The 19,944-nt window shown below is 70.2% G+C and carries 16 protein-coding genes; 8 read left to right on the top strand and 8 right to left on the bottom strand.

The features are described from left to right. On the top strand, positions 1 to 270 hold a 270-nt coding region (locus tag ABZS40_RS27135; RefSeq protein WP_354946325.1), incomplete at its 5' end, for a zinc ribbon domain-containing protein. Between the two features lie 74 nt (positions 271 to 344). Here the strand turns inward: ABZS40_RS27135 and ABZS40_RS27140 are convergent. Next, complete coding sequence (locus tag ABZS40_RS27140) at positions 345 to 1,115, bottom strand: HAD-IA family hydrolase (RefSeq protein WP_354946326.1); 771 nt, start codon at positions 1,113 to 1,115, stop codon at positions 345 to 347. Positions 1,116 to 1,201: 86 nt separating this feature from the next. Here ABZS40_RS27140 and ABZS40_RS27145 point away from each other — a divergent pair, with 86 nt between their 5' ends. Then, positions 1,202 to 4,003, top strand: a complete 2,802-nt coding sequence (locus ABZS40_RS27145; RefSeq protein WP_354946327.1) for a DEAD/DEAH box helicase — start codon at positions 1,202 to 1,204, stop codon at positions 4,001 to 4,003. A gap of 165 nt (positions 4,004 to 4,168) precedes the next feature. Next, entirely contained in the window at positions 4,169 to 5,053 is an 885-nt protein-coding gene (locus ABZS40_RS27150; protein ID WP_354946328.1) for an MHYT domain-containing protein, read from the top strand. A gap of 78 nt (positions 5,054 to 5,131) precedes the next feature. Here the strand turns inward: ABZS40_RS27150 and ABZS40_RS27155 are convergent, their stop codons facing one another. The 3 genes from ABZS40_RS27155 to ABZS40_RS27165 all read right to left on the bottom strand — a co-directional run bounded on the left by ABZS40_RS27155 (position 5,132) and on the right by ABZS40_RS27165 (position 9,573). Next, the gene (locus tag ABZS40_RS27155) at positions 5,132 to 6,001 is read right to left on the bottom strand and encodes an endonuclease/exonuclease/phosphatase family protein (protein ID WP_354946329.1); all 870 of its coding nucleotides are present in this window, start codon (positions 5,999 to 6,001) and stop codon (positions 5,132 to 5,134) included. 136 nt (positions 6,002 to 6,137) lie between these two features. Next, positions 6,138 to 7,076, bottom strand: a complete 939-nt coding sequence (locus ABZS40_RS27160) for a superoxide dismutase (RefSeq protein ID WP_354946330.1) — start codon at positions 7,074 to 7,076, stop codon at positions 6,138 to 6,140. 160 nt (positions 7,077 to 7,236) lie between these two features. Beyond that, positions 7,237 to 9,573, bottom strand: a complete 2,337-nt coding sequence (locus ABZS40_RS27165) for a beta-L-arabinofuranosidase domain-containing protein (RefSeq protein WP_354946331.1) — start codon at positions 9,571 to 9,573, stop codon at positions 7,237 to 7,239. Between the two features lie 692 nt (positions 9,574 to 10,265). Between ABZS40_RS27165 and ABZS40_RS27170 the strand changes: the two genes are divergently transcribed. Then, a complete protein-coding gene (locus tag ABZS40_RS27170; protein ID WP_354946397.1) occupies positions 10,266 to 12,038 on the top strand; it encodes a family 43 glycosylhydrolase in 1,773 nt (590 codons plus the stop codon). 281 nt (positions 12,039 to 12,319) lie between these two features. After that, positions 12,320 to 13,681 (top strand): endo-1,4-beta-xylanase, encoded by a 1,362-nt coding sequence (locus ABZS40_RS27175; protein ID WP_354946332.1) that lies wholly within the window; start codon positions 12,320 to 12,322, stop codon positions 13,679 to 13,681. Between the two features lie 93 nt (positions 13,682 to 13,774). Here the strand turns inward: ABZS40_RS27175 and ABZS40_RS27180 are convergent, their stop codons facing one another. The 3 genes from ABZS40_RS27180 to ABZS40_RS27190 form a co-directional block, all read right to left on the bottom strand. Further along, positions 13,775 to 16,642 carry a glycosyl hydrolase gene (locus ABZS40_RS27180; protein ID WP_354946333.1) on the bottom strand — a complete coding sequence of 956 codons (2,868 nt, stop codon included), beginning with the start codon at positions 16,640 to 16,642 and terminating at the stop codon, positions 13,775 to 13,777. Positions 16,643 to 16,800: 158 nt separating this feature from the next. Beyond that, positions 16,801 to 17,199, bottom strand: coding sequence for a hypothetical protein (locus ABZS40_RS27185; RefSeq protein WP_354946334.1), 399 nt, complete (start codon positions 17,197 to 17,199; stop codon positions 16,801 to 16,803). Positions 17,200 to 17,239: 40 nt separating this feature from the next. Continuing rightward, positions 17,240 to 17,935 carry a DUF1223 domain-containing protein gene (locus tag ABZS40_RS27190; protein ID WP_354946335.1) on the bottom strand — a complete coding sequence of 232 codons (696 nt, stop codon included), beginning with the start codon at positions 17,933 to 17,935 and terminating at the stop codon, positions 17,240 to 17,242. Positions 17,936 to 18,092: 157 nt separating this feature from the next. Here ABZS40_RS27190 and ABZS40_RS27195 point away from each other — a divergent pair, with 157 nt between their 5' ends. Beyond that, positions 18,093 to 18,395, top strand: coding sequence for a GNAT family N-acetyltransferase (locus ABZS40_RS27195; protein ID WP_354946336.1), 303 nt, complete (start codon positions 18,093 to 18,095; stop codon positions 18,393 to 18,395). A 23-nt stretch (positions 18,396 to 18,418) separates the two neighbouring features. Here the strand turns inward: ABZS40_RS27195 and ABZS40_RS27200 are convergent, their stop codons facing one another. After that, entirely contained in the window at positions 18,419 to 19,009 is a 591-nt protein-coding gene (locus tag ABZS40_RS27200; protein ID WP_354946337.1) for a TetR/AcrR family transcriptional regulator, read from the bottom strand. Between ABZS40_RS27200 and ABZS40_RS27205 the strand changes: the two genes are divergently transcribed. Continuing rightward, positions 19,010 to 19,180, top strand: coding sequence for an SDR family oxidoreductase (locus tag ABZS40_RS27205; protein WP_354946338.1), 171 nt, complete (start codon positions 19,010 to 19,012; stop codon positions 19,178 to 19,180). A 38-nt stretch (positions 19,181 to 19,218) separates the two neighbouring features. Further along, entirely contained in the window at positions 19,219 to 19,935 is a 717-nt protein-coding gene (locus ABZS40_RS27210) for an isocitrate lyase/phosphoenolpyruvate mutase family protein (protein ID WP_354946339.1), read from the top strand. Positions 19,936 to 19,944 lie beyond the last annotated feature (9 nt).

The raw sequence follows: 19,944 nt of genomic DNA on the forward strand, positions 1-19,944 counted from the left end.
CTCGCCCTGTCCGAGCGTGAATACCAGTGCGGATCGTGTGGCCTGGTCCTCGACCGGGACCTCAACGCCGCCTGCAACCTGGCCGCGCTCGCGGCTGAGGCAACAACCGCCGGGAGTGGCCCGGCGGCTGGACGTGGAGCCGACCGCAAGACCCCGCTCGCGGGGCTGGTGGCATTGAAACGTCAACTCGGCACCGCGCCAGCGGGTCAGACCGGGACCGTCTCACCGCAAGGTGGGACTGCCAATCGCGTGCTCGCTAGAGCGCAGTGAGAGGCAACGGCACTCCTGGCACGAACTGGCTACCGGTGATTCACATTCCCGACTGACGGCACAGCACGGCGGGTTCAGGCCGGCAGGGCGAGGTCGAGCACCGCGCCCAGCCCGTTCTCCCGGCCCGGGTCGGCTGCCGGGAGCACCAGCACCGAGCAGCCGGCGGCCACCGCGCCCGCGTCCGCCGGGGTGTCACCGACCATCAGGGTCTGCTCCGGGTCGACGCCGAGCATGCCGCAGGCACGCCAGAAGATCGCCGGGTCGGGTTTGCAGCGCCCCACCTCGTACGAGAGCACGAACGCGCCGACCAGGTCGGTCAGCCCCCAGGTGTCGAAGTGTGGCCGCAGGTCGAAGCCGATGTTGCTGACCACCGCCACCGGCACCCCGGCGTCGCGCAGCGCGGTGAGGGTGGGGGCGGTGTCGGCGTACGGCAGCCAGCCCTCGGCGGTCAGCAGCCGCTCGTAGAGCGCGTCGGCGAAGCCCTCGATGCCGGCGTCGACCGTCTCGGCCAGCCCGGTGTACGCGCCCCGGTGGGCGTGTTCGTAGAGGTCCCGGTCGGCCCACAGTTCGGCGAGTCGGGGCGGCACCCGCGCCGGCAGTGGCCCGCCGGCGCGGCCGGCGGTCAGCAGTCGGTCGGCCAGCGAGGTGGCGCGGACCCGGTCCAGGGTCACGCCGCACGCCGCCGCGGACTCCAGCACCCACCGCTGGGGGTCCTCCACCTGGGCCAGGGTGCCGTGGAAGTCGAAGAGCACCGCCTTGACAGGGCGTCGGGACGGCCGGCGGGCGGGTGGCGCCTCGGCGGTGCCTGGCGGACTGGTCTGGGGCGGTTCGGCATGGTCCGGCACGCCGTGCACCCTACCGACCGCCCCCGACCGCGCCTCCGGACGGCCTTGTGGGGTGACGTGACTCGGCACGCACTAATCTTGGTGGCATGTCGAGCCCCGCCGAGCGGTACGCAGCGGCGCGCCGCAAGGCCGCACAAGCCGCACAGTTTCCGGCGTTGGACGAGTTCGCCCTCGATTTGGGGTTCGACCTCGACGACTTCCAGCGGGAGGCGTGTCAGTCGCTGGAGCGGGGCAGTGGTGTGCTGGTCTGCGCTCCCACCGGCGCCGGTAAGACGGTGGTCGGCGAGTTCGCCGTCCACCTGGCGTTGCGGGGGCGGCCCGACGATCCGGTGCCCGCCGTCGACGCGACAACCCCGCCGATGCGGCGCAAGTGCTTCTACACCACGCCGATCAAGGCGTTGTCCAACCAGAAGTACCACGATCTGGTCGCCCGGTACGGCGCCGAGCAGGTCGGCCTGCTGACCGGCGACAACGCGATCAACGGCGACGCGCCGGTGGTGGTGATGACCACCGAGGTGCTGCGCAACATGCTCTACGCGGGCTCCAGCACCCTCCAGGGCCTCGCGTACGTGGTGATGGACGAGGTGCACTACCTGGCCGACCGGTTCCGTGGTGGGGTGTGGGAAGAGGTGATCATTCACCTGCCCGCCTCGGTCACCCTGATCTCGTTGTCGGCGACCGTCTCCAACGCCGAGGAGTTCGCCGACTGGCTGGTCACCGTACGCGGCGAGACCGCAGTGGTGGTCAGCGAGCACCGGCCGGTGCCGTTGTGGCAGCACATGCTGGTCGGCAAGCGGATGTTCGACCTGTTCCACGACGCCGACGCCGCCCGCAAGCACGACGTGCACCCGGAGTTGCTGCGCTACACCCGGGAGACCGCGCGGCGGCTGGAGTTGGGCGAGGGGCGCAGCGCGGGGCCTGGCGCCGGCCGGCGTGGCCCGCGCTGGCGTGGCCCGTTGCGCCCGGACATCGTCGACCGGCTGGACCGGGAGGGTCTGCTGCCGGCGATCCTGTTCATCTTCAGCCGGGCCGGTTGCGCCGCCGCGGTGCAGCAGTGTCTCGCCGCCGGGCTGCGGCTCACCTCGGCGGAGGAGCGGGCCGAGATTCGCCGGGTCGTCGAGTCCCGGGTCACCGCCATCCCCGGCGAGGACCTGTCGGTCCTGGGCTACTGGGAGTGGCTGGACGGTCTGGAACGCGGCCTGGCCGCCCACCACGCCGGCATGCTGCCGGTGTTCAAGGAGATCGTCGAGGAGCTGTTCGTCCGGGGCCTGGTCAAGGCGGTCTTCGCCACCGAGACGCTGGCGTTGGGCATCAACATGCCGGCCCGGTGCGTGGTGCTGGAACGGCTGGTCAAGTACAACGGCGAGGCGCACGTCGACCTGACCCCGGGGGAGTACACCCAGCTCACCGGGCGCGCCGGCCGCCGAGGCATCGACGTGGAGGGGCACGCCGTCGTGGTGTGGTCCCCGGAGACCGACCCGCGGCAGGTGGCCGGGCTCGCGTCCACCCGCACCTACCCGCTGCGCTCCAGCTTCCGGCCGTCGTACAACATGGCGGTGAACCTGGTCGGCACTGTCGGCGCGGAGCCGGCCCGAGCCCTGCTGGAGTCCTCGTTCGCCCAGTTCCAGGCGGACCGGTCGGTGGTCGGCCTGGCCCGGCAGGTGCAGCGCAACACCGAGACCATCGAGGCGTACGGCGCGGAGGCCGCCTGCCACCACGGCGACTTCGACGAGTACTTCGCTCTGCGGGTGGCGATCGCCGACCGGGAGAAGGCGATCGCCCGGCAGGGGCAGACCCAGCGCAAGGCCGCCGCGGTGGCCTCGTTGGAGCGGCTTCGGGTGGGCGACGTGATCCGGGTGCCGGCGGGCCGGCGGGCCGGGCTTGCCGTGGTGCTGGACCCGGCGACCGGCGGGTTCGGTGAGCCCCGGCCACTGGTGCTCACCCAGGATCGTTGGGCCGGGCGGGTCAGCCCCGGCGACTTCACCACTCCGGCCGAGGTGTTGGCCCGCATCCGGGTGCCCAAGCACTTCAACCACCGGTCCCCGGGCGCCCGGCGGGATCTCGCCGCCGAGGTCAGCGGCACCGGCCTGGACCGGCACGGTGGCCGACGTGGGGGCCGTTCCCGAGAGGTGACCGGCGAGGACCACCGGATCAGCCAGCTCCGCACCGAGCTTCGCAACCACCCCTGCCACGCCTGCCCCGAGCGGGAGGAGCACGCCCGCTGGGCGGAGCGGCGTCGGCGGTTGGAGCGCGACACCGAGGAGCTGCGTGAGCGCGTCAGTGGTCGTACGGGCTCCCTCGCGCGGACGTTCGACCGGATCGTGGCGCTGTTGACCGAGCGTGGCTACCTCGCCCGCGACGGCGCGGTCACCGACGCCGGTCGGATGCTGGGCCGGATCTGGACCGAGGCGGACCTGCTGGTCGCCGAGTGCCTGCGCCGGGGGGTGTGGAACGGGTTGTCCCCGGCCGAGTTGGCAGCCGCGGTGTCCGTGGTGGTGTTCGAGGCGCGCCGCGATGTCGACGAGCGGGCGTCGCTGCCGCGCGGGCCGGTGGCCGACGCGGTGGACGAGACGCTGAAGCTGTGGGGGGAGATCGAGGCCGACGAGGCGGCGCGGGGGCTGTCCGCGACCCGGGAGCCGGATCTCGGTTTCGCCTGGCCCGTCTACCGGTGGGCCCGGGGCGAGGCGCTGGCCAAGGTGCTCGGCAGCGGGCACGAGATCGATGGTGAGATGCCCGCTGGTGACTTCGTCCGGTGGGCCCGACAGGTCGTCGACCTGCTGGGTCAGATTGCCGACTCCGGCGGTGCCACAACGGAGCTGCGGTCCACCGCTCGACAGGCTATAGCGGCCGTCAATCGGGGCGTTCTCGCGTACCACACGTCAGCCTGACAATCACGCTCAGTCATTATCGTCGGCGAATCGACGCAGCGGACGGTCACCGCGACCGCACCCCTCGGATAGCCCGGGGGGCACTGTTGCGCCTGATCACAGCACCCCTGATCATTGCCGAGGCGTCTTGTTGACGCGTCGGTAACGAATGGGGAGAAAGCCGCCGTGGCGGAGATCAATCACTTTGAGTACGGGTGGATCACGCCCGCGCTGAGTTACGCGCTGTCCGTGCTCGGTTCGATCCTCGGTCTGGTCTGCGCCGGGCGCATCCGTACGGCCCGGACGAACGGTCAGCGGGCGTGGTGGGGTCTGCTGTCGGCCTGGGCGCTGGGCGGCACCGCCATCTGGGCGATGCACTTCATGGCCATGCTCGGCTTCGCCGTCGAGAACACCCGGATCCGCTACGACGTGCCGCTGACCGTGGCCAGCACGGCCATCGCCGTGGTGGCGGTCGGTATCGGCCTGGCCATCGTGGGCACCGGCCGGCTGAATGCCGTACGACTGATCGCCGGCGGTGTCTTCACCGGCGCCGGCGTGGCCTCCATGCACTACACCGGCATGGCCGCCATGCGCCTCAACGGCAGCCTCGGCTACGACACGCTCCGGGTCGTGCTCTCGGTGGTCATCGCCGTGGTGGCGTCCACCGTCGCGCTGTGGCTCGCGATGACCGTCCGCCGGGGGTTGGCGATCTTCGCCTCCGCGCTGGTCATGGGGATCGCCGTCAACGGGATGCACTTCACCGGCATGAGCGCGCTGTCGGTGCACCGCCACGAACGGGCGGGTGAGGTGACCGGCGCCGGGGTGAGCACCCTGCTGGTGCCGATCGTGCTGGCGGTGATCTTCGGGGTGGTTGGTCTGCTCTACGCGCTGCTCGCCGCTCCGACCGACGACGACCGGGCCGCCGCCGCGTACCTGGACGGGCGACGGCTCTCGGAGCCGCCGGCCCCGGCACCCACCGCTGCTCCCGACCCGGTCGGGTTGCGCGCTCGCTCCACCCTCGGCCAGCCCGGCACTCCGTTCCCGTCGCGCCGGGACACGCCGCCGCGCTGACGCCGTGCGGCCGGCCCGTGCCGCGTTGCTGGCCGCCTCGTGGAGCCGACCGCCTCCGTGCCCCGGTAGGGAGGCGGATCAGGCCGGCCGCCGGCCGGGTCGACTGCGATCGATGGTGAGGGTGGCCAGCAGCCCGGGGTGGTCGGTCGCCCCGTGCATGGGCACCAGGCTGCGACAGCAGAGCGTGACGTCGGTGGTGGCCGTGACGTGCTGCAGTCGGCCGTCGTCGATCCGCTGATGGCCCGGCGGAGTGCAGGACCGCACGTCGGGGTCGTGGCCGGCGCGCAGGTTGAGATCGCCGGCCAGCACGGTGGGCTCGTACCCGGCGTTACGGCTGATCGTCGGCAGGATGGTGTCGACCAGGTGGTCGCACTGGGTGAGCGCGATTCGGTAGCCGGTGGCCGACAGGTGCGTGGTGCAGGCGAGCAGGGCGCCGTCGACGTCGACGCAGAGCCAGGCTCGTTCCTCGGGGTCCGCGAGGTCCTGCGTCGGGTGGGTTCCGGCGTACACGGTGTTCGGGGTGGCCGGCGTCCGCACATGGGTCAGCAGCCCGATGCCGAACCGATGGCCGTTGCGGCAGCGGGTGTCGTCGCCGCTCGGACGGTCGCCGGCGGCCTGGAACGCGGCCACGACGGTCCGCCCAGGGTGAACGGCCTGAAACACGCCGCGCAGGGCGGACACGTCAGGCTCGCAGATCTCGTTGAGGGTGACCAGGTCGGGTGCCTCGATGGTGATCACCTCGGCGGCTCTGGCCATCGCTCGGCCGGTGTAGCAGCCGGCGCGGCCACTGTTGCAGAGGTTCAGCTGGAGCATCCGTAGGACGGTGGGCTGCGCGGCGTCCCCGGCGAACGGCGACGTGGTCGGCCGGTTGGCCGGGAGTGCGGCAGCGGCGAGTAGGCAGCCCACCGCCAGGGCTCGGCGCAGGAAACGGTACTGACGGGCGGCCACACGGACTCCGGGGTGCACGAGGCGACAGTCATCGCCGAGGTGCGAGTGATCCTACTGGCGGCCGAGTCGGCGATGGCGAGCCAGAGCGGTGGGCCGAGGGGGGTACGCGCGCGGCGCGTACCCCCTCGGGTGTCGCTCAGTAAGCGCGGACCGCGACGACCGTGTACGGCGTGGTGGGGGTCGGCGGCGTGGTGAACCGGGCGTTGGGCAGGTAGAGCCGGCCCAGCGCCTTGGCCACTGTGGTGGGCACGTCGAAGTTCGGATCGGTGATGGTGCCGGTGAGCGCTCCGGCGGTACCGGCGTGGTTCAGCCGGACCACCGCGATCTGGTTGAGGCGGTTCTGCACGACGTAGAGGGTGCGGCCGAGCAGCAACAGTCCATCGCCGTTGGTGAAGGTGTGGCCCGGCACGTCCACGACGGTGCTCGCGCCGGTCGCCGGGTCGACCCGGTACAGCGTGCCGGTGGTGGACTGGACGACGATCAGCGCCCGACCGTCCGGCGTGGTGGCGATGCCGTTGAGGTTCACCCCGGTGCCGACCTGCTCGTACGCGCCGGTCAGCGTGATCGTGGTGAACGCGTCGGCGGGCGGCAGCGCCCCGCCGCGACCGAGCGGCAGCCGGTAGAGAACCGGCCGGTTCGAGTCGGTGAAGTATGCCGCGTCGCGGGTCAGCACGACGTCGTTGACGAACGTCGGCGCGGTGGCGAACTGGTAGCGGGCCAGCACCTCGCCGGTGCGGGTGTCGAGCACGCGGGCGTCGCCGGCCGTGCCACCGGAGACGAAGAGCCGGCCACGCCTGTCGACCTTGAGGCCGAGCGACGGCGTGCCGGTGGCCGCGCCGATCATCGTGCCCCGGCCGGTGACCAGGTCGACGCGCTGGATGGCACCGGTGGCGCGGGAACCGAAGTAGGCGTATCGGCCGGCGGTGGCGATGCCCTCGGGCTGGAACCCGTCGGGGAGGGCGAGGACGGCCGGCGGCCGCCCTGCGGGGTGCGCCTGCGCCGGCGCGACGGCGACGGTGGCCAGCATGGCGGCGGTCAACGCGCCGCCGAGCGTGGTGCGGAGGGGGCGGTTCACTGTGCTCCTTCCGGGCGGAAGCGGCACGAGCCGACACGTCCGCCACGTTCACTGGGGCCAGGACCCTCCCCACTGTACGACCGCTGGCGGGCGCCCGCTCGGCGTCACCGACGCGGCCTTCGGGTGACCGCGCCGGTGAGCCCGTCGAGCGGGGTGGAGATCAGGCGTTGCGGACCAGCCTCCACCGGTTGTCCGCGCTGCCGTTGTCCGGATCCTGCACGGCCTGCGCTCCCCAGGCGGCCGACCCGTTCAGGATTCCGAGCAGCTTGTTGCTGTTGACGTTGCGGATCTTGTAGGTGCCGTCGCCGTTGTCCACGAGGATCCACCGGTGATCGGCGGTGCCGTTGTCGGCCCACTGCAGGACCCGGGCGTTGTCCGCGGTGGACATGTTCTCCACGCCCAGAACCTTGCCGCTGTTGACGTTGCGGAACCGGACCGCGTTGCCGTCGGTGATGACCACCCAGTTGTGGTCCGCCGTGCCGCTGTCGTTCCACTGCACGGCCAGACCACCGTCGGCGGTGGACATGTTTTGGACACCGAGGACCAGACCGGTGCCGACGTTGACCAGGCGGTAGCTGCCGGTCGGGCCGCCGCTGCCGCTGGTGTTCCAGTAGACCGTGTAGTTGTAGCCGTGGGCGTCGTAGAAGGGGGCGAGGTTGACAGTGGACCCGTTGGCGCTGGCGGTGAACGCGAGCGAGCTGGTGCTGGTCCGGGTGATCGAGGAGACGGTGAGGGTGGGCAGGGTGCTCAGGGCCGTGTTGCCGTAGTTGCCGGCCAGCACCGAGGGACCGTAGGTGACCGCGCCGACGTTGGCGTTGTCGTTGGTGGCCTTGACGGCGACCTGCATCGGCAGCCGCACGGTGATGGTGTCACCCGCGGCCCAGGTGCGCGTGACAGTGGAGTAGCTGCCCGGTGTGGTGGTCACGTTCTCCACCGTGCCGTTGACGGCGATCGTCGCGCCGCTGGTCCAGGACGGGATCCGCACCCGGATGCTCCACGACCCGCTCATCGAGCCGGACAGGGTCAGCGTGCTGGTGTCACTGACCGGGAAGCTGGTGGTCTGGGTGACAGTGATGCCGCGCTGCGTCCAGTTCAGCACCGACGGCGTGAACAGGTTCACGCTCAGTGTGGTGCCGTTGTGGAAGTAGATGGAGTCCATCAACCTCGTGTTGATCTCCAGGCCCGTGCCCTGGCAACACCAGAACGAGTTGTAGTCGGTGCTCCAGGTGCCGCCACCCCACGCCGGGCCCACACCGCGACGTCCGCCCGGCCGCAGCGGGGTGAAGTAGGTGATGTGGCCGTGGCTGTCGGCCGGGTTCTGCCCGCCGATCAGGTGGTTGATCAGCGCGCGCTCGTAGAAGTCGAAGTAGTCCGCCCGGTTCGGGTCGAGCAGCCACAGCTCCCGGGTCAGCTTGAGCATGTTGAACGTGTTGCACTGCTCGCAGGTGTCGTTGCTGAGGTAGCCGGCGATCGCGTTGGGCGGCCGGAAGTGCTCCGCCTGGCTGTTGCCGCCGATGACGTAGGTGTGCGCGCCGACGGTGATGTTCCACGCGTTGCTGGCGATGCTCCGGTAACGGGTGGTCCCGGTGGCCTTGAACTCCCGGGCCGCGCCGATCCACTTGGGCACCTGCGTGTTGGCGTGCCGGCCGTTGAGCTGGTCCTGGTTGTTCGCCAGCGGGTCGAACACGGCGGCATGGTCGAACCGCTGCGCGGTGGCGAGCCACCGGCTGTCGCCGGTCTGCTGGTAGATGTCGGCGAGCACGTCGTTCATGCCCCCGAACTCGGTGCCCAGCATCGACTGCATCTGGCTGGAGCTCAGTCGGCTCGTCCGGGTGTCGACCCAGCCGGCGAGGGCCAGCAGCACCGTACGGGCCTGGGTGTTTCCGATGTAGCGCCAGACGTCGAGCAGACCGGCGAGGGTCTTGTGGATGCCGTAGTAGGGCACGTTGCCGTTGGACAGCGTCCGTGCCTCGAGCGCTGTGAAGTCGGACTCCGGGAAGCCGGAAAGGTACCCCGCGCCGAACCCGGCGGCGGAGTTGTTGGCCTGACACTTGGCCAACTCGGCCACCATGTAGTTGGCCTTGTCCCGGCAGGTCGTGTCGCCCAGCACCGCGTACGCGTACGCCCACGCGCTCAGGAAGTGGCCCTGCATGTGGGTCCGGAACGGGAAGTTCGGCGCGTCCCAGCCGCCGTTGGTGGCGGCCCCGTTCGTGGACAGCCGGTGGTTGGCGCGGAAGTTGTAGAGCATTCTGTCGACGTCGACGAACCGCAGGTAGTTGAGCGTCCGGGTCTGGTTGTCCATCCAACGGCCGGAGCTGAGTCGTACCTGACCCGGGTCGAATGCGTACGCCGAGACGCCGATGTCGGACCGGGCCGGGGGCACGACGGCGGCGTACGCACTCCCGGGGGAGATCGCGGCGCCGGTCGCGGAGACCACCACAGTGGCTCCGGCGGCCTGGAGCAGGTGGCGGCGGCTGAGGGGCGGGGGTGGTGGCATGGGGGAACCTCCAGATGGCCGGGTACGTCGGGGCCGCCATCGATGGCGGTGGGTGGTCGGCGGCAATGGGGTCGACGCCGGGTGCGGTGTGGTGGGGGACGTGGGTCGCCGTGGACGCCGGGTGCCCACCCCTGCGCTTATCGCGGCACATCGATGTGATCGCTAACATAGTTCGTCGTTAACACGCCCGCAACCCCCGGGGCACCTCGTCGACCCATCCTGCGACGGCCTGGCCCGCTGCCGCCGGGCCAGGTGGCAGCTATGGTCCGAAACGGACATCCACCGGGTAAGCGAGCACCGGATCGTGACCATGGGTGACAGGCGCCGGTGAGCTTCCGTCCGTTGACGCCCGTCCGACCGCTCAGTACCGTGCATCGTAAACCTTCGATGTCAACGTCGATACATCAGTGCTGCGATGTGGTTACGACGGTCATCCCGCGCCTCACATAAATCCAGTTCAGATGGGGGAGGGGGGTATTCAAGAACAGGCTGTTAGCGCTCACACGGCCACCGGCCGCGCTGCCTCGGGAACGGCAAAGCCCGTTTCGATCGGCTGCCAGCCACTGCGGGGGCTCGCCCAGTCAGACATCGCGCACGGCGCACTCTCTGTAGGAGCAATCGTGACAGTGAAAGACCGAACCGCAACCCGGGTCAGCCACCGGACCAGGCGCGCCATCGCCTGGCTGGCGAGCATGGCCTGCGTCCTCGCACTGGTCCCGGGTACGGCCAGGGCCGACAACCCCATCGTCCAGAACATCTACACCGCCGACCCGGCGCCGATGGTGCACAACGGCCGGGTCTACCTCTACACCGGACATGACGAGGACGGGTCGACCTACTTCACCATGCGTGAGTGGCGGGTGTACTCGTCCGCCGACATGGTGAACTGGACCGATCACGGATCGCCGATGAGTCTGGCGACGTTCGCGTGGGCGGACGCCAACGCGTGGGCCGGGCAGGTCGTCCCGCGTAACGGAAAGTTCTACTGGTACGCGCCGGTGCGCCAGCGCTCCAACGGGCAGATGGTCATCGGCGTCGGGGTGGCCGACAGCCCGACCGGGCCGTTCCGCGACGCGCTCGGCCGACCACTGGTCGGCAACAACGAAATCGACCCGCACGCGTTCATCGACGATGACGGGCAGGCGTATCTGTACTGGGGCAACCCGGGCCTGTGGTACGTGAAGCTGAACCCGGACATGATTTCCTTCTCCGGCGGCGCGACCCGCATTCCACTCACGACGGCGGGGTTCGGTACCCGTAACGGAAATGCGAGTCGGCCCACGCTGTACGAGGAGGGCCCGTGGGTGTTCAAGCGCAACGGGTTGTACTACAACGTGTTCGCGGCGGAGTGTTGCTCGGAGTTCATCGCGTATTCCACGGCGACCGGACCGACGGGGCCGTGGACCTATCGGGGAACGATCATGCCGCGGCAGGGCACCAGCTTCACCAATCACGCGGGTGTGATCGATTTCCAGGGTGGTTCGTATTTCTTCTACCACAACGGGGCGCTGCCCGGCGGCGGTGGTTACACCCGTTCGGTCGCAGTGGAGAAGTTCAGTTACACCAGCAGTGGCCTCTTCCCAGCGATCACGATGACGAACACGGGTGCCCCACAGGTGGGCACTCTGAACCCGTACGTGCGGCAGGAGGCCGAGACGATCGCGTGGGGCTCGGGGATCGAGACCGAGGCGTCCAGCGAGGGCGGGATGAACGTCGGTTGGATCGAGAACGGCGACTACATCAAGGTCAAGGGCGTCGCCTTCGGCGCGGGTGCCACCTCGTTCAGCGCCCGGGTCGCGTCGGCCACCGGCGGCGGCCGGATCGAGGTACGCCTGGACAGTGCCAGTGGTCCGACCGTGGGCACCTGCACAGTGGGCGGCACCGGCGGCTGGCAGACCTGGACCACCAGCACCTGCGCGGTCAGCGGAGCGACCGGCACCCATGATCTCTACCTGCGCTTCCCCGGCGGCAGCGGCAACCTTTTCAACATCAACTGGTGGCAGTTCAGCGGCGGCGGCAGCGCCACCAACCTGCTCACCAACGGCGACGTGGAGAACGGCACGACGGGCTGGGGTGTGCACGGCAGCGGCACCCTTGCCAGGAACACCACAGTCGCGCACGGCGGCAGCGGGTCGCTGTCGATCACCGGCCGGACCGGCGCCTGGAACGGCCCCGGTCAGGACGTGACCGCCAAGCTCACCAACGGCAAGAGCTACACCACAAACGTCTGGGTACGAGCGCAGAGCGGCACCCCGGCGGCGAAGGCGACACTGTCGCTCACCGTGAACGGCACGACGAACTACCTCCAGCTGACGCCGGCGGTGGGGGTGAACGTCAACGGCTGGACCCTGCTCACCGGCACCGCCACCGTGTCGTGGAGCGGCACGTTGTCCAGTGCCGCCTTCTACGTGGAGACGGCCGAGGGCACCGACAGCCTCCTCGTCGACGACGCCTCGTTCCAGTGACGGGTGCTGCCGGAGCCGTGCTCGGCGCGGTTGGTGACGACTTGACGAACGGGATGTTATCGCTCACAGTCGATGGTTGAGGGCGGCCGCGCCTGTGGTTCACCGGGCGAGCCTGCTGTGGCCCCTCGGAGCGCGACGTCCGCCCAGGGCATGCCGGACGTCGGCTCAGGATTCCCCGCACTGCTGCCGCGACGGCGACTGGTGCTGCCGTCGCCACAGTCGCAGGAGCAGATTCGGGCGCTGCGCCTCCATCGCTGCATCACCACAGAGAAGGAATCCGCATGAATCACAGAAGAGCCTTGCGAGCGGTGGTGACCGTCGCCGTCACCGGCGCTCTCGCCGCCGCTATGACGATGACCCTGACCTCCACGGCCAGCGCCGGCACGACCCTCCGGGCCTCGGCGGCCGAGAAGGGTCGCTACTTCGGCGCGGCCGTCGCGACGGGCAAGCTGTCCACCAGCGTGTACACGACGATTCTGAACCGTGAGTTCAACAGTGTCGTGGCCGAGAACGAGATGAAGTGGGACGCCACCGAGCCGCAACAGGGTCGGTTCAGCTACACCGGTGGTGATCGTCTGGTCAGTCACGCGCAGGCCAACGGCATGAGCGTGCGGGGTCACACGTTGTTGTGGCACGCACAGCAGCCGGGCTGGGCGCAGGGCATGTCGGGCAGCGCGTTGCGCAACGCGGCGATCAACCATGTCACCCAGGTGGCGACGCACTACCGGGGCAAGATCTATGCCTGGGACGTGGTGAACGAGGCGTTCGCCGACGGTGGTGGCGGTGGGCGTCGGGACTCGAACCTGCAGCGCACCGGCAACGACTGGATCGAGGCGGCGTTCCGGGCGGCGCGGGCTGCGGATCCGGGTGCGAAGCTGTGTTACAACGACTACAACACCGACGGGATCAACGCGAAGTCGACGGGGATCTACACCATGGTGCGGGACTTCAAGTCTCGTGGCGTGCCGATCGACTGCGTGGGCTTCCAGTCGCACCTGGGCACCTCGCTGGCCGGTGACTACCAGGCCAACCTGCAGCGGTTCGCCGATCTCGGTGTGGATGTGCAGATCACCGAGCTGGACGTGATGACCGGCGGCAACCAGGCCACCATCTACGGCGCCGTCACCCGCGCCTGCATGAACGTCTCCCGCTGCACCGGCATCACCACCTGGGGCGTGCGCGACTGCGACTCCTGGCGTGGATCGGACAACGCCCTGCTGTTCGACTGCAACGGCAACAAGAAGGCCGCGTACACCAGCGTTCTGAACGCCCTCAACGCCGGGCCCGCCATCCCCACGGACCCGCCGACCGACCCGCCGACCGACCCGCCCACCACCCCGCCGCCGGGAACGGGTGGTTGCTCGGCGTCGGTGTCACTGAACTCGTGGAACGGCGGGTTCGTGGCCACCGTGAAGGTGACCGCCGGCTCCGCCGGCACGAGCGGGTGGAACGTCGGTGTCACCCTTGCCAGTGGTGCGAGCGTCACCAACACCTGGAGCGCGACGGCCAGTGGCTCGACCGGCACGGTGCGGTTCGCCAACGTGGACTACAACGGCCGCCTCGGCGCGGGTCAGGTCACCGAGTTCGGCTTCCAGGGCACTGGCAGTGGGGCCGGCATCACGCCCACCTGCACCGCCTCCTGAGCACGACTGACTGACCGCACGGTGCGGCCGGTGTGGAGGAGCGATCCTGCTCCTCCACACCGGCCGAGGTCGTGTCGTGTGCGAACCTGTCGATCAGGAGTACGGAAGCCGCAGCACCGACTGGTTGCCGATGCCCACGGTGGTCGGGTTGTTGCCGATCGCCGACCAGACCTCCACCCGGACCGTGCCGTTGCTCAGCCCGCCCAGGGTGCCGGTGGCCGAGGACAGGCCGGCGTTCTGGGTGTAGTGCTCGTAGCCCGTGACCGGGTCGGTGGCGAAGTAGCGCAGCGTCTCCACCCGTTCCCAACTGCCGTTGCCGGTGAGGTCGTAGGAGATCCGCACCTGCACGCCGTTGCCGACCGCCGTCCCGGCGTCCACGAACAGGTCGAACGCCGTCTGGCCGCCGGTGTAGGCGAGGTTGAGGCCGGTCGCCGTGAAGACCTGGGCGTTGGTGGGCGTACCGTCGTGGTTTCCGTTCGCCGCCGCGACCGTCGTCGTGGCCGCGCTACCGGCGGCGCCCAACCCGCCCCCGGGCAGCAGGTACCGCGTCGGGTTGCCCGGGGTCGTCGGTGGGTCGGTCGTCGGCGGCGGGTCCGTCGGCGTCGTCGGAGGGACACCGCCAGCCGCGTTGCCACCACTCCAGGTGTACGCCCCGGTGGTGGCCGTCTTGCCGGCTCCCACGCTGAGCGTGGTGCCGTTGGAGAACGTCACGGTGATCGGCGTCGCCGTCGGGTTCGACGCCACGTAGGTGCGGGCCCCGTTGCGGGAGAAGACGGCGGACAGCGGATGGTTTCCGGTCACCGTCGTGTCGACATTGCCGAGGGCGGCGAGGTTACGGATCCAGTGGAACGTGTGTGCCCGACTCTCGCCCTCCTCCGGGGTGTAGCCCGGGTTCGCGCGGAGGTTCGCCAGCGCCGCGTCGGGATCGCCGAGGGCCTGGAACTGCCAGAGGATGTCCTGCCACACCGTCGGTTGCCCACCGTTGTTGCGGACCAGTTCGGCGTAGTTGGTCCGCACGTACGCCGGGTTGTTGCCGAGGTAGAGGTGTCCACCGGTGACCGGCAGCAGGTTGATGCCCTGGATCATCTCCGGCTCGCCGCTGAACCAGGTGGCGTACGCGCCACCGTCACCCCAGACCATGCCGACCGTCGAGTGCCCGAAGGCGGCGGGGAAGTTCTGGTCGCTGACGTCGAACCAGTACTCCTGAATGGCGGCGGCCTGGGTGGTGTAGAGGAAGACGCCGGCGTCGCGGACGGCGGTGTTGCCCGTCGTCTGCCCCCACTGGATGAGGGCGCTCGCGAAGTTCATCCCCTCCGACGAGGACTCCTGGTTGTTGCCGGAGCCGAACGAGCCGTGCCCGGACGCCCAGTCGTGCCCGGCGTAGATGTCGAAGTCGCGCAGGTACGGGAACTGGGTGTCGCCACGGCGGTAGTTGTTGGCGTCCCGGATCAGCAGGTCGACCATGCCGCCGTAGCGGCTGGTGGCCGCCCAGGCCGGGTCGAACTTCGCCAGCGTCGCCGCGGCGGCGATGTAGTAGCCGTAGTGGAAGTGGTGGTCGTTGAGCTCCTGGTCCGACCCGTACGACGCCGGGTAGCCGATCAGGGTGCCCCAGTTGTTGTCGTAGTAGAAGACCCGGCTGGTCTTGCCGCTGGACGCGGTGAACCAGTCGGTGAGCGTGCTACGGATCGCGTTCAGCGCGCTGTCGCGCGTCGTGGTGTCGTTGACCTGGTCGGCGATCTCGGCGATCCTCGCGGCCCGGCCGAGCCCCTTGCCGGTCCAGTAGGTGTCGTTGCCGCGTTGGTCCATCGGGTTGGCGCGGGTGGCGGTCAGGTGCCCGGTGAGCGTCGACAGGTCGCCACCGCTGCCGTCACCGACGGCCGGCAGCTCCGGCAGGATGCCCTGGAACTTCATGGCGGTGCGGAACTGGTTGACGCCGGTGAGCACCTTCATCCGGCCACGCGCCGACGGGTAGGTCGGCGTGATCGCTGTGGAACCGCTCAGCGACTTCCACTGGTGTGGGTAGAGGCTGACCACTGTCTGCGTGGCGGTGCCCTCCCGGGCGGTCGTGGTGAACGCGTACGTGGTGGTCAGGCCGCTGGTCGCGGGGTTGTAGGCGTACGAGACCTGGGTGCCGGTCACGTGGGCGTGCGCGTACTGACCGTAGGTCGCGGCCAGCGCGGCGCGGTCGGTCGCGCTGGACGTCGGCGGCAGCAGGGCGACGGAGAAGTAGCCGCGACCGGCCAGGGTGGACGAGATCCGACCGGACGCCACGGTCCAGCTGGCGCCGCTGGGCGCGAACCCGACATAGTCGTGGCCGTTGACCCGGAAGCCGATGGTGGCGCCACTGTTGGACCAGACGTCGGGGGTGCCGGCGGTGCTGATCTGCGCGTTCCCGCCGGTGGTCTGGAAGTACGCAAAGGGCAGACCGTGGCCGATGGTCGCGCGCATGGTGCGCGTGCCGTCGCTCCAGTGCGGGCTGACCGTCCAGTCCGTCCAGCCGTCGACCTTCACCAGGGGTGCGCTGAGCCCGGCCACACCGACCCGGATGTCCTGCACGTACGGGTAGTGGAACTCACCGACACCGGTGGCGGTGCCGCTGATGGCGGGCGTGGAGTTGGCGGAGAAGCCGAGCCCGTCGCCGAAGGTGTCGTACGAGATCGGGTGGGCGTGCAGCGGCTCACTGAAGGAGCAGTCGGTGCGCTTCCACAGCAGTGAGGACCACCAGTCGTTGGTGGGGATCGGCCCGGCGGGCGCGTTGGCGGTGGCGAACTGCCGGGGGTTGCTGGACATCGCGCCGCAGCCGCTGGGGAGCGGGCCGACCGGGGTGGTGGTGTAGCTGCCGGCGCCGACGGGTGCGGCTTCGGCCGCGGGGGTGACGGGGATGGCGAGGCCGCCGACGACCAGGGCCAGCGCGGTGGCGGCGGCCAGGGCCCATCGGCGGTGGGGGACGGGAGGTTTCATCGTGCCTCCATCGCGCGCGCCGGGTGCGGCCCTTGCCGGGTCCAGCGCTATGCGTCTGAATTGGGGGGAAGGTCAGGTGAGAGAGCGCTCTCTCGGCCAACGGTAATCGAGTACCGAGATCCCCGTCAATGTGTCCAACCCGTTGCGTGCTGATGTCGCTATTTGCCGGCGCTCGCACGGTCGCCCAGCGGTTCACCCGCACGGTCGCTCACCAGCGAGTCCGGAACGCGCATCCGCCACGCGTCGGTCACCAGCTCGGTCAGCCGGTCCAGGTCGACCGCCGCCAGGCGCAGCAGCACCAGGGGTAGACCGTCGTAACCGGGCGTGGTGAAGAAGACCTCGGGCTCCCCGAGAAGGAGAGCCTGTTTCTCGGCCTCGTCGCCGACGAACAGCACCGCGACGTCGAGCCGGATCACCCGCGGCTTGCCCGGTATCCGCTCCGGATAGGACCAGACGAAGCCCTTGTCGGCCACCCGGAAGTCGAAGCCGTCACTGGCGATCTCCACCGTGTGCGGCAGAGCCAGCGCCACCCGGCGTACGTCGTCCGCGTCAGCCACCGAACCTCCTCGCACCGCGCACCATCCGCATGCGCCGAGATTACGCGGTGGACAGCTCGATGGCCGTGGCGCCGACGATCGCCCGTTCGCCGTTCTCCTGGACGTAGCCGACCACGCTCGCGCTCCGCGGATCGAGGTCAGGCGGTGTCGCCACTTCCACCTGCCCCCGCTCGGCGTCCAGGCCCACCGACCTGAAGGCGCGCAAGACGTTGTCCTGCCGCAGCGTCCGCCCGGCGTTCTCACCCCTGGCGATCTCGCTGGTCAGATCCCGTTCCACGACAGCCACGTGCAGCACCGCGCGCTCCGGCGGCTGGTCGGTCCGGTAGTCCACCATCACCCGGTCGTTGCCGAGGTTGGCGATGGAGAGCGCCAGTGGCGTCGTGGCCGTCGAGGCCATGGCGGACATGATCGCGGCGGCCGCCCGTCGGCGATCGGAACCGACGAACTCGACGGTGCCGTTGACGACCATCTGCGGGGTGTACAGACCTCGGGTTCCGAGCGCGCGGGCGTACGCCTCCTGCCGCGCGGTGTACGTCGCCTCCGCGAACTGGTCGGGCCAGCCCAGGTCGTCCCAGTAGTCGACGTGGAACCCGAGGGCGAAGACGTTCTGGCCCCGTTCCCGTGCGTCGCGCTCGATCTCGCTGAGCAACTCCTCCGCGGGAGGGCAACTGTTGCAGCCCTGGGACGTGAACATCTCGACGACGGCGAAGCCGCCGTCCGTCGATGGGTTCGTCATGGTGGCGTGTCTCCTCCCACGGTGGTGCCCGGCGATGGTGCGTCTCCCGGTGACCGGCGGCGTTGCGTTTCCCGTTTCGGCCGAGACAATGCGCGTGGGTCGCGTCCCCGGCCGGCCTCGCGGGTAGCGCCGCCGGGCCGGGTGGTTGGATGGTCGGGTGCAGTTCACAGTGACAGACGCGCCGGCGCGGGAGCGTTTCGAGGCGCGCGACGAGGCGGGCGCGGTCGCCGGGTTCGTCACCTACCAGCTGACCGGCTCGATCATCGCCTACACCCACACCGAGGTCGATCCGGCGTACGAGGGCAAGGGCCTCGGGTCGACGCTGGCGCGGGCCGTGCTGGACGACGCGCGGAGCAAGGGCCGGACCGTTGTGCCGATCTGCCCGTTCCTCGCCGACTGGGTGGTCAAGCACCCGGAGTACGAGAGCATCGTGGTCCGGTCCACCCGCAAGATCAAATAAGCGCTGCCCCTGGTCGAGTGGTGTCAGGCGTCCGGTAGGAGCTTGGCGGCGAGGGTGCGGGCCGTCGCGGTCAGGGTGCCGATGTCCAGCCCCGTCCGTCCCATGAACACCAGGCCCTGCTGTGCCGCGAGCAGCGCCCGCGCCGTCTCGACCGGGTCGACGTCGCGCGGCAGGTCACCCTCGTCCTGGGCCCGCCCCACGCTCTCGGCGACCAGGCTGGTCGTCGCCTCGTAGGTGCGCCTCGCCTCGGCGAGAACGTCGGGGTCGCTGGTGGCGAGTTCGTACGTGCTGTTGGCCATGAGGCAGCCGCGCCGGGCGGCGGCTCCACCCGGATCGTTCACCGGCGCCACGACGAACGCGCGCAGCGCGTCCAGGGCGCGGGGAGCGGAGGTGAGCATCTCGCGCAGGTAGCCGCCGCTGGTGTCGGTGTATTCCCGCAACGCCCGCAGGAACAGTCGGTGTTTGTCGCCGAAGGCGCCATAGAGGCTGCCCTTGCCCAGCCCGCTGACGCGCACGAGGTCCTCCAGCGAGGTCGCCGCGTAGCCGGCGTCCCAGAACTGGTCCCGGACGGCGCGGATCACCTGCTCCTCGTCGAACTGTCGTGGCCTGGCCATGTGACCAGCGTAGCAATTGTTGACCGTACGGTCCACCAAAAGTATGGTGGGCCGATCCAACGGGTCAGCGACCCCGCCGAGGCAGCCGCTGCCGTCGCGTTCCTGGTCAGCCCCGCGGCCTCGTACATCACCGGCGCCGTGCTTGACTCCAACGGCGGAAACACCGCCTGAGCCCCGCCCCTCCGCAGCCCCGTCGGGAGACCACAACGATGACAGCCTCCACCTTCCGTGCCCTGCACCACGACCGTGCCGCCGGTGACCCGCTCGTCCTGCCGGGCCCCTGGGACGCGGCCAGCGCCCGGGTGCTGGCCGACGCCGGTTACCCGGCGCTCGCGACCCCGAGCGCGGGTGTCGCCGCCTCGCTCGGCTACGAGGACGGCGCGACCCCGCCGGACGAGATGTTCGCGGCGGTCGCGCGCATCGTCCGCGCCGTGTCCGTTCCCGTCTCCGCCGACGTCGAGGGCGGTTACGGCCTCGCCCCCCGCGAGCTGGTCGGACGGCTGTTGGAGGCCGGCGCCGTCGGCTGCAACCTGGAGGACTCGGAGGGGTCCGGCACCCTCAAGGACCCCCGGCGGCACGCCGACTGGCTGGCCGAGGTGCGCGCGGAGGCGGGCGACGCTCTCTTCATCAACGCCCGCGTCGACACCTTCCTGGTAGGGACGGGTGACCCGGCCGACGCTGTGGAACGCGCCCGCCTCTACGTGGCTGCCGGCGCCGACTGCGTCTACCCGATCCTGGCGCCGTCGCAGGTGCTCCCGCAGCTGAGGGAGGGCATCTCCGGGCCGATCAACATGGCCGCCGGACCGGACCGGGAGTCCGTGGCCGAGCTGGGCCGGCAGGGTGCCACGCGCATCACCTTCGGTCCAGGAATGCAGCGGTACGCGATGGCGTCGATCGGCGACCTCGCGGCCGAGCTGCGCGCCTGAGCCTGGACG

Origin of the sequence: Micromonospora sp. NPDC005324 (genome assembly GCF_040607155.1) — a bacterium.
Classification (GTDB): Bacteria; Actinomycetota; Actinomycetes; order Mycobacteriales; family Micromonosporaceae; genus Micromonospora; species Micromonospora trifolii.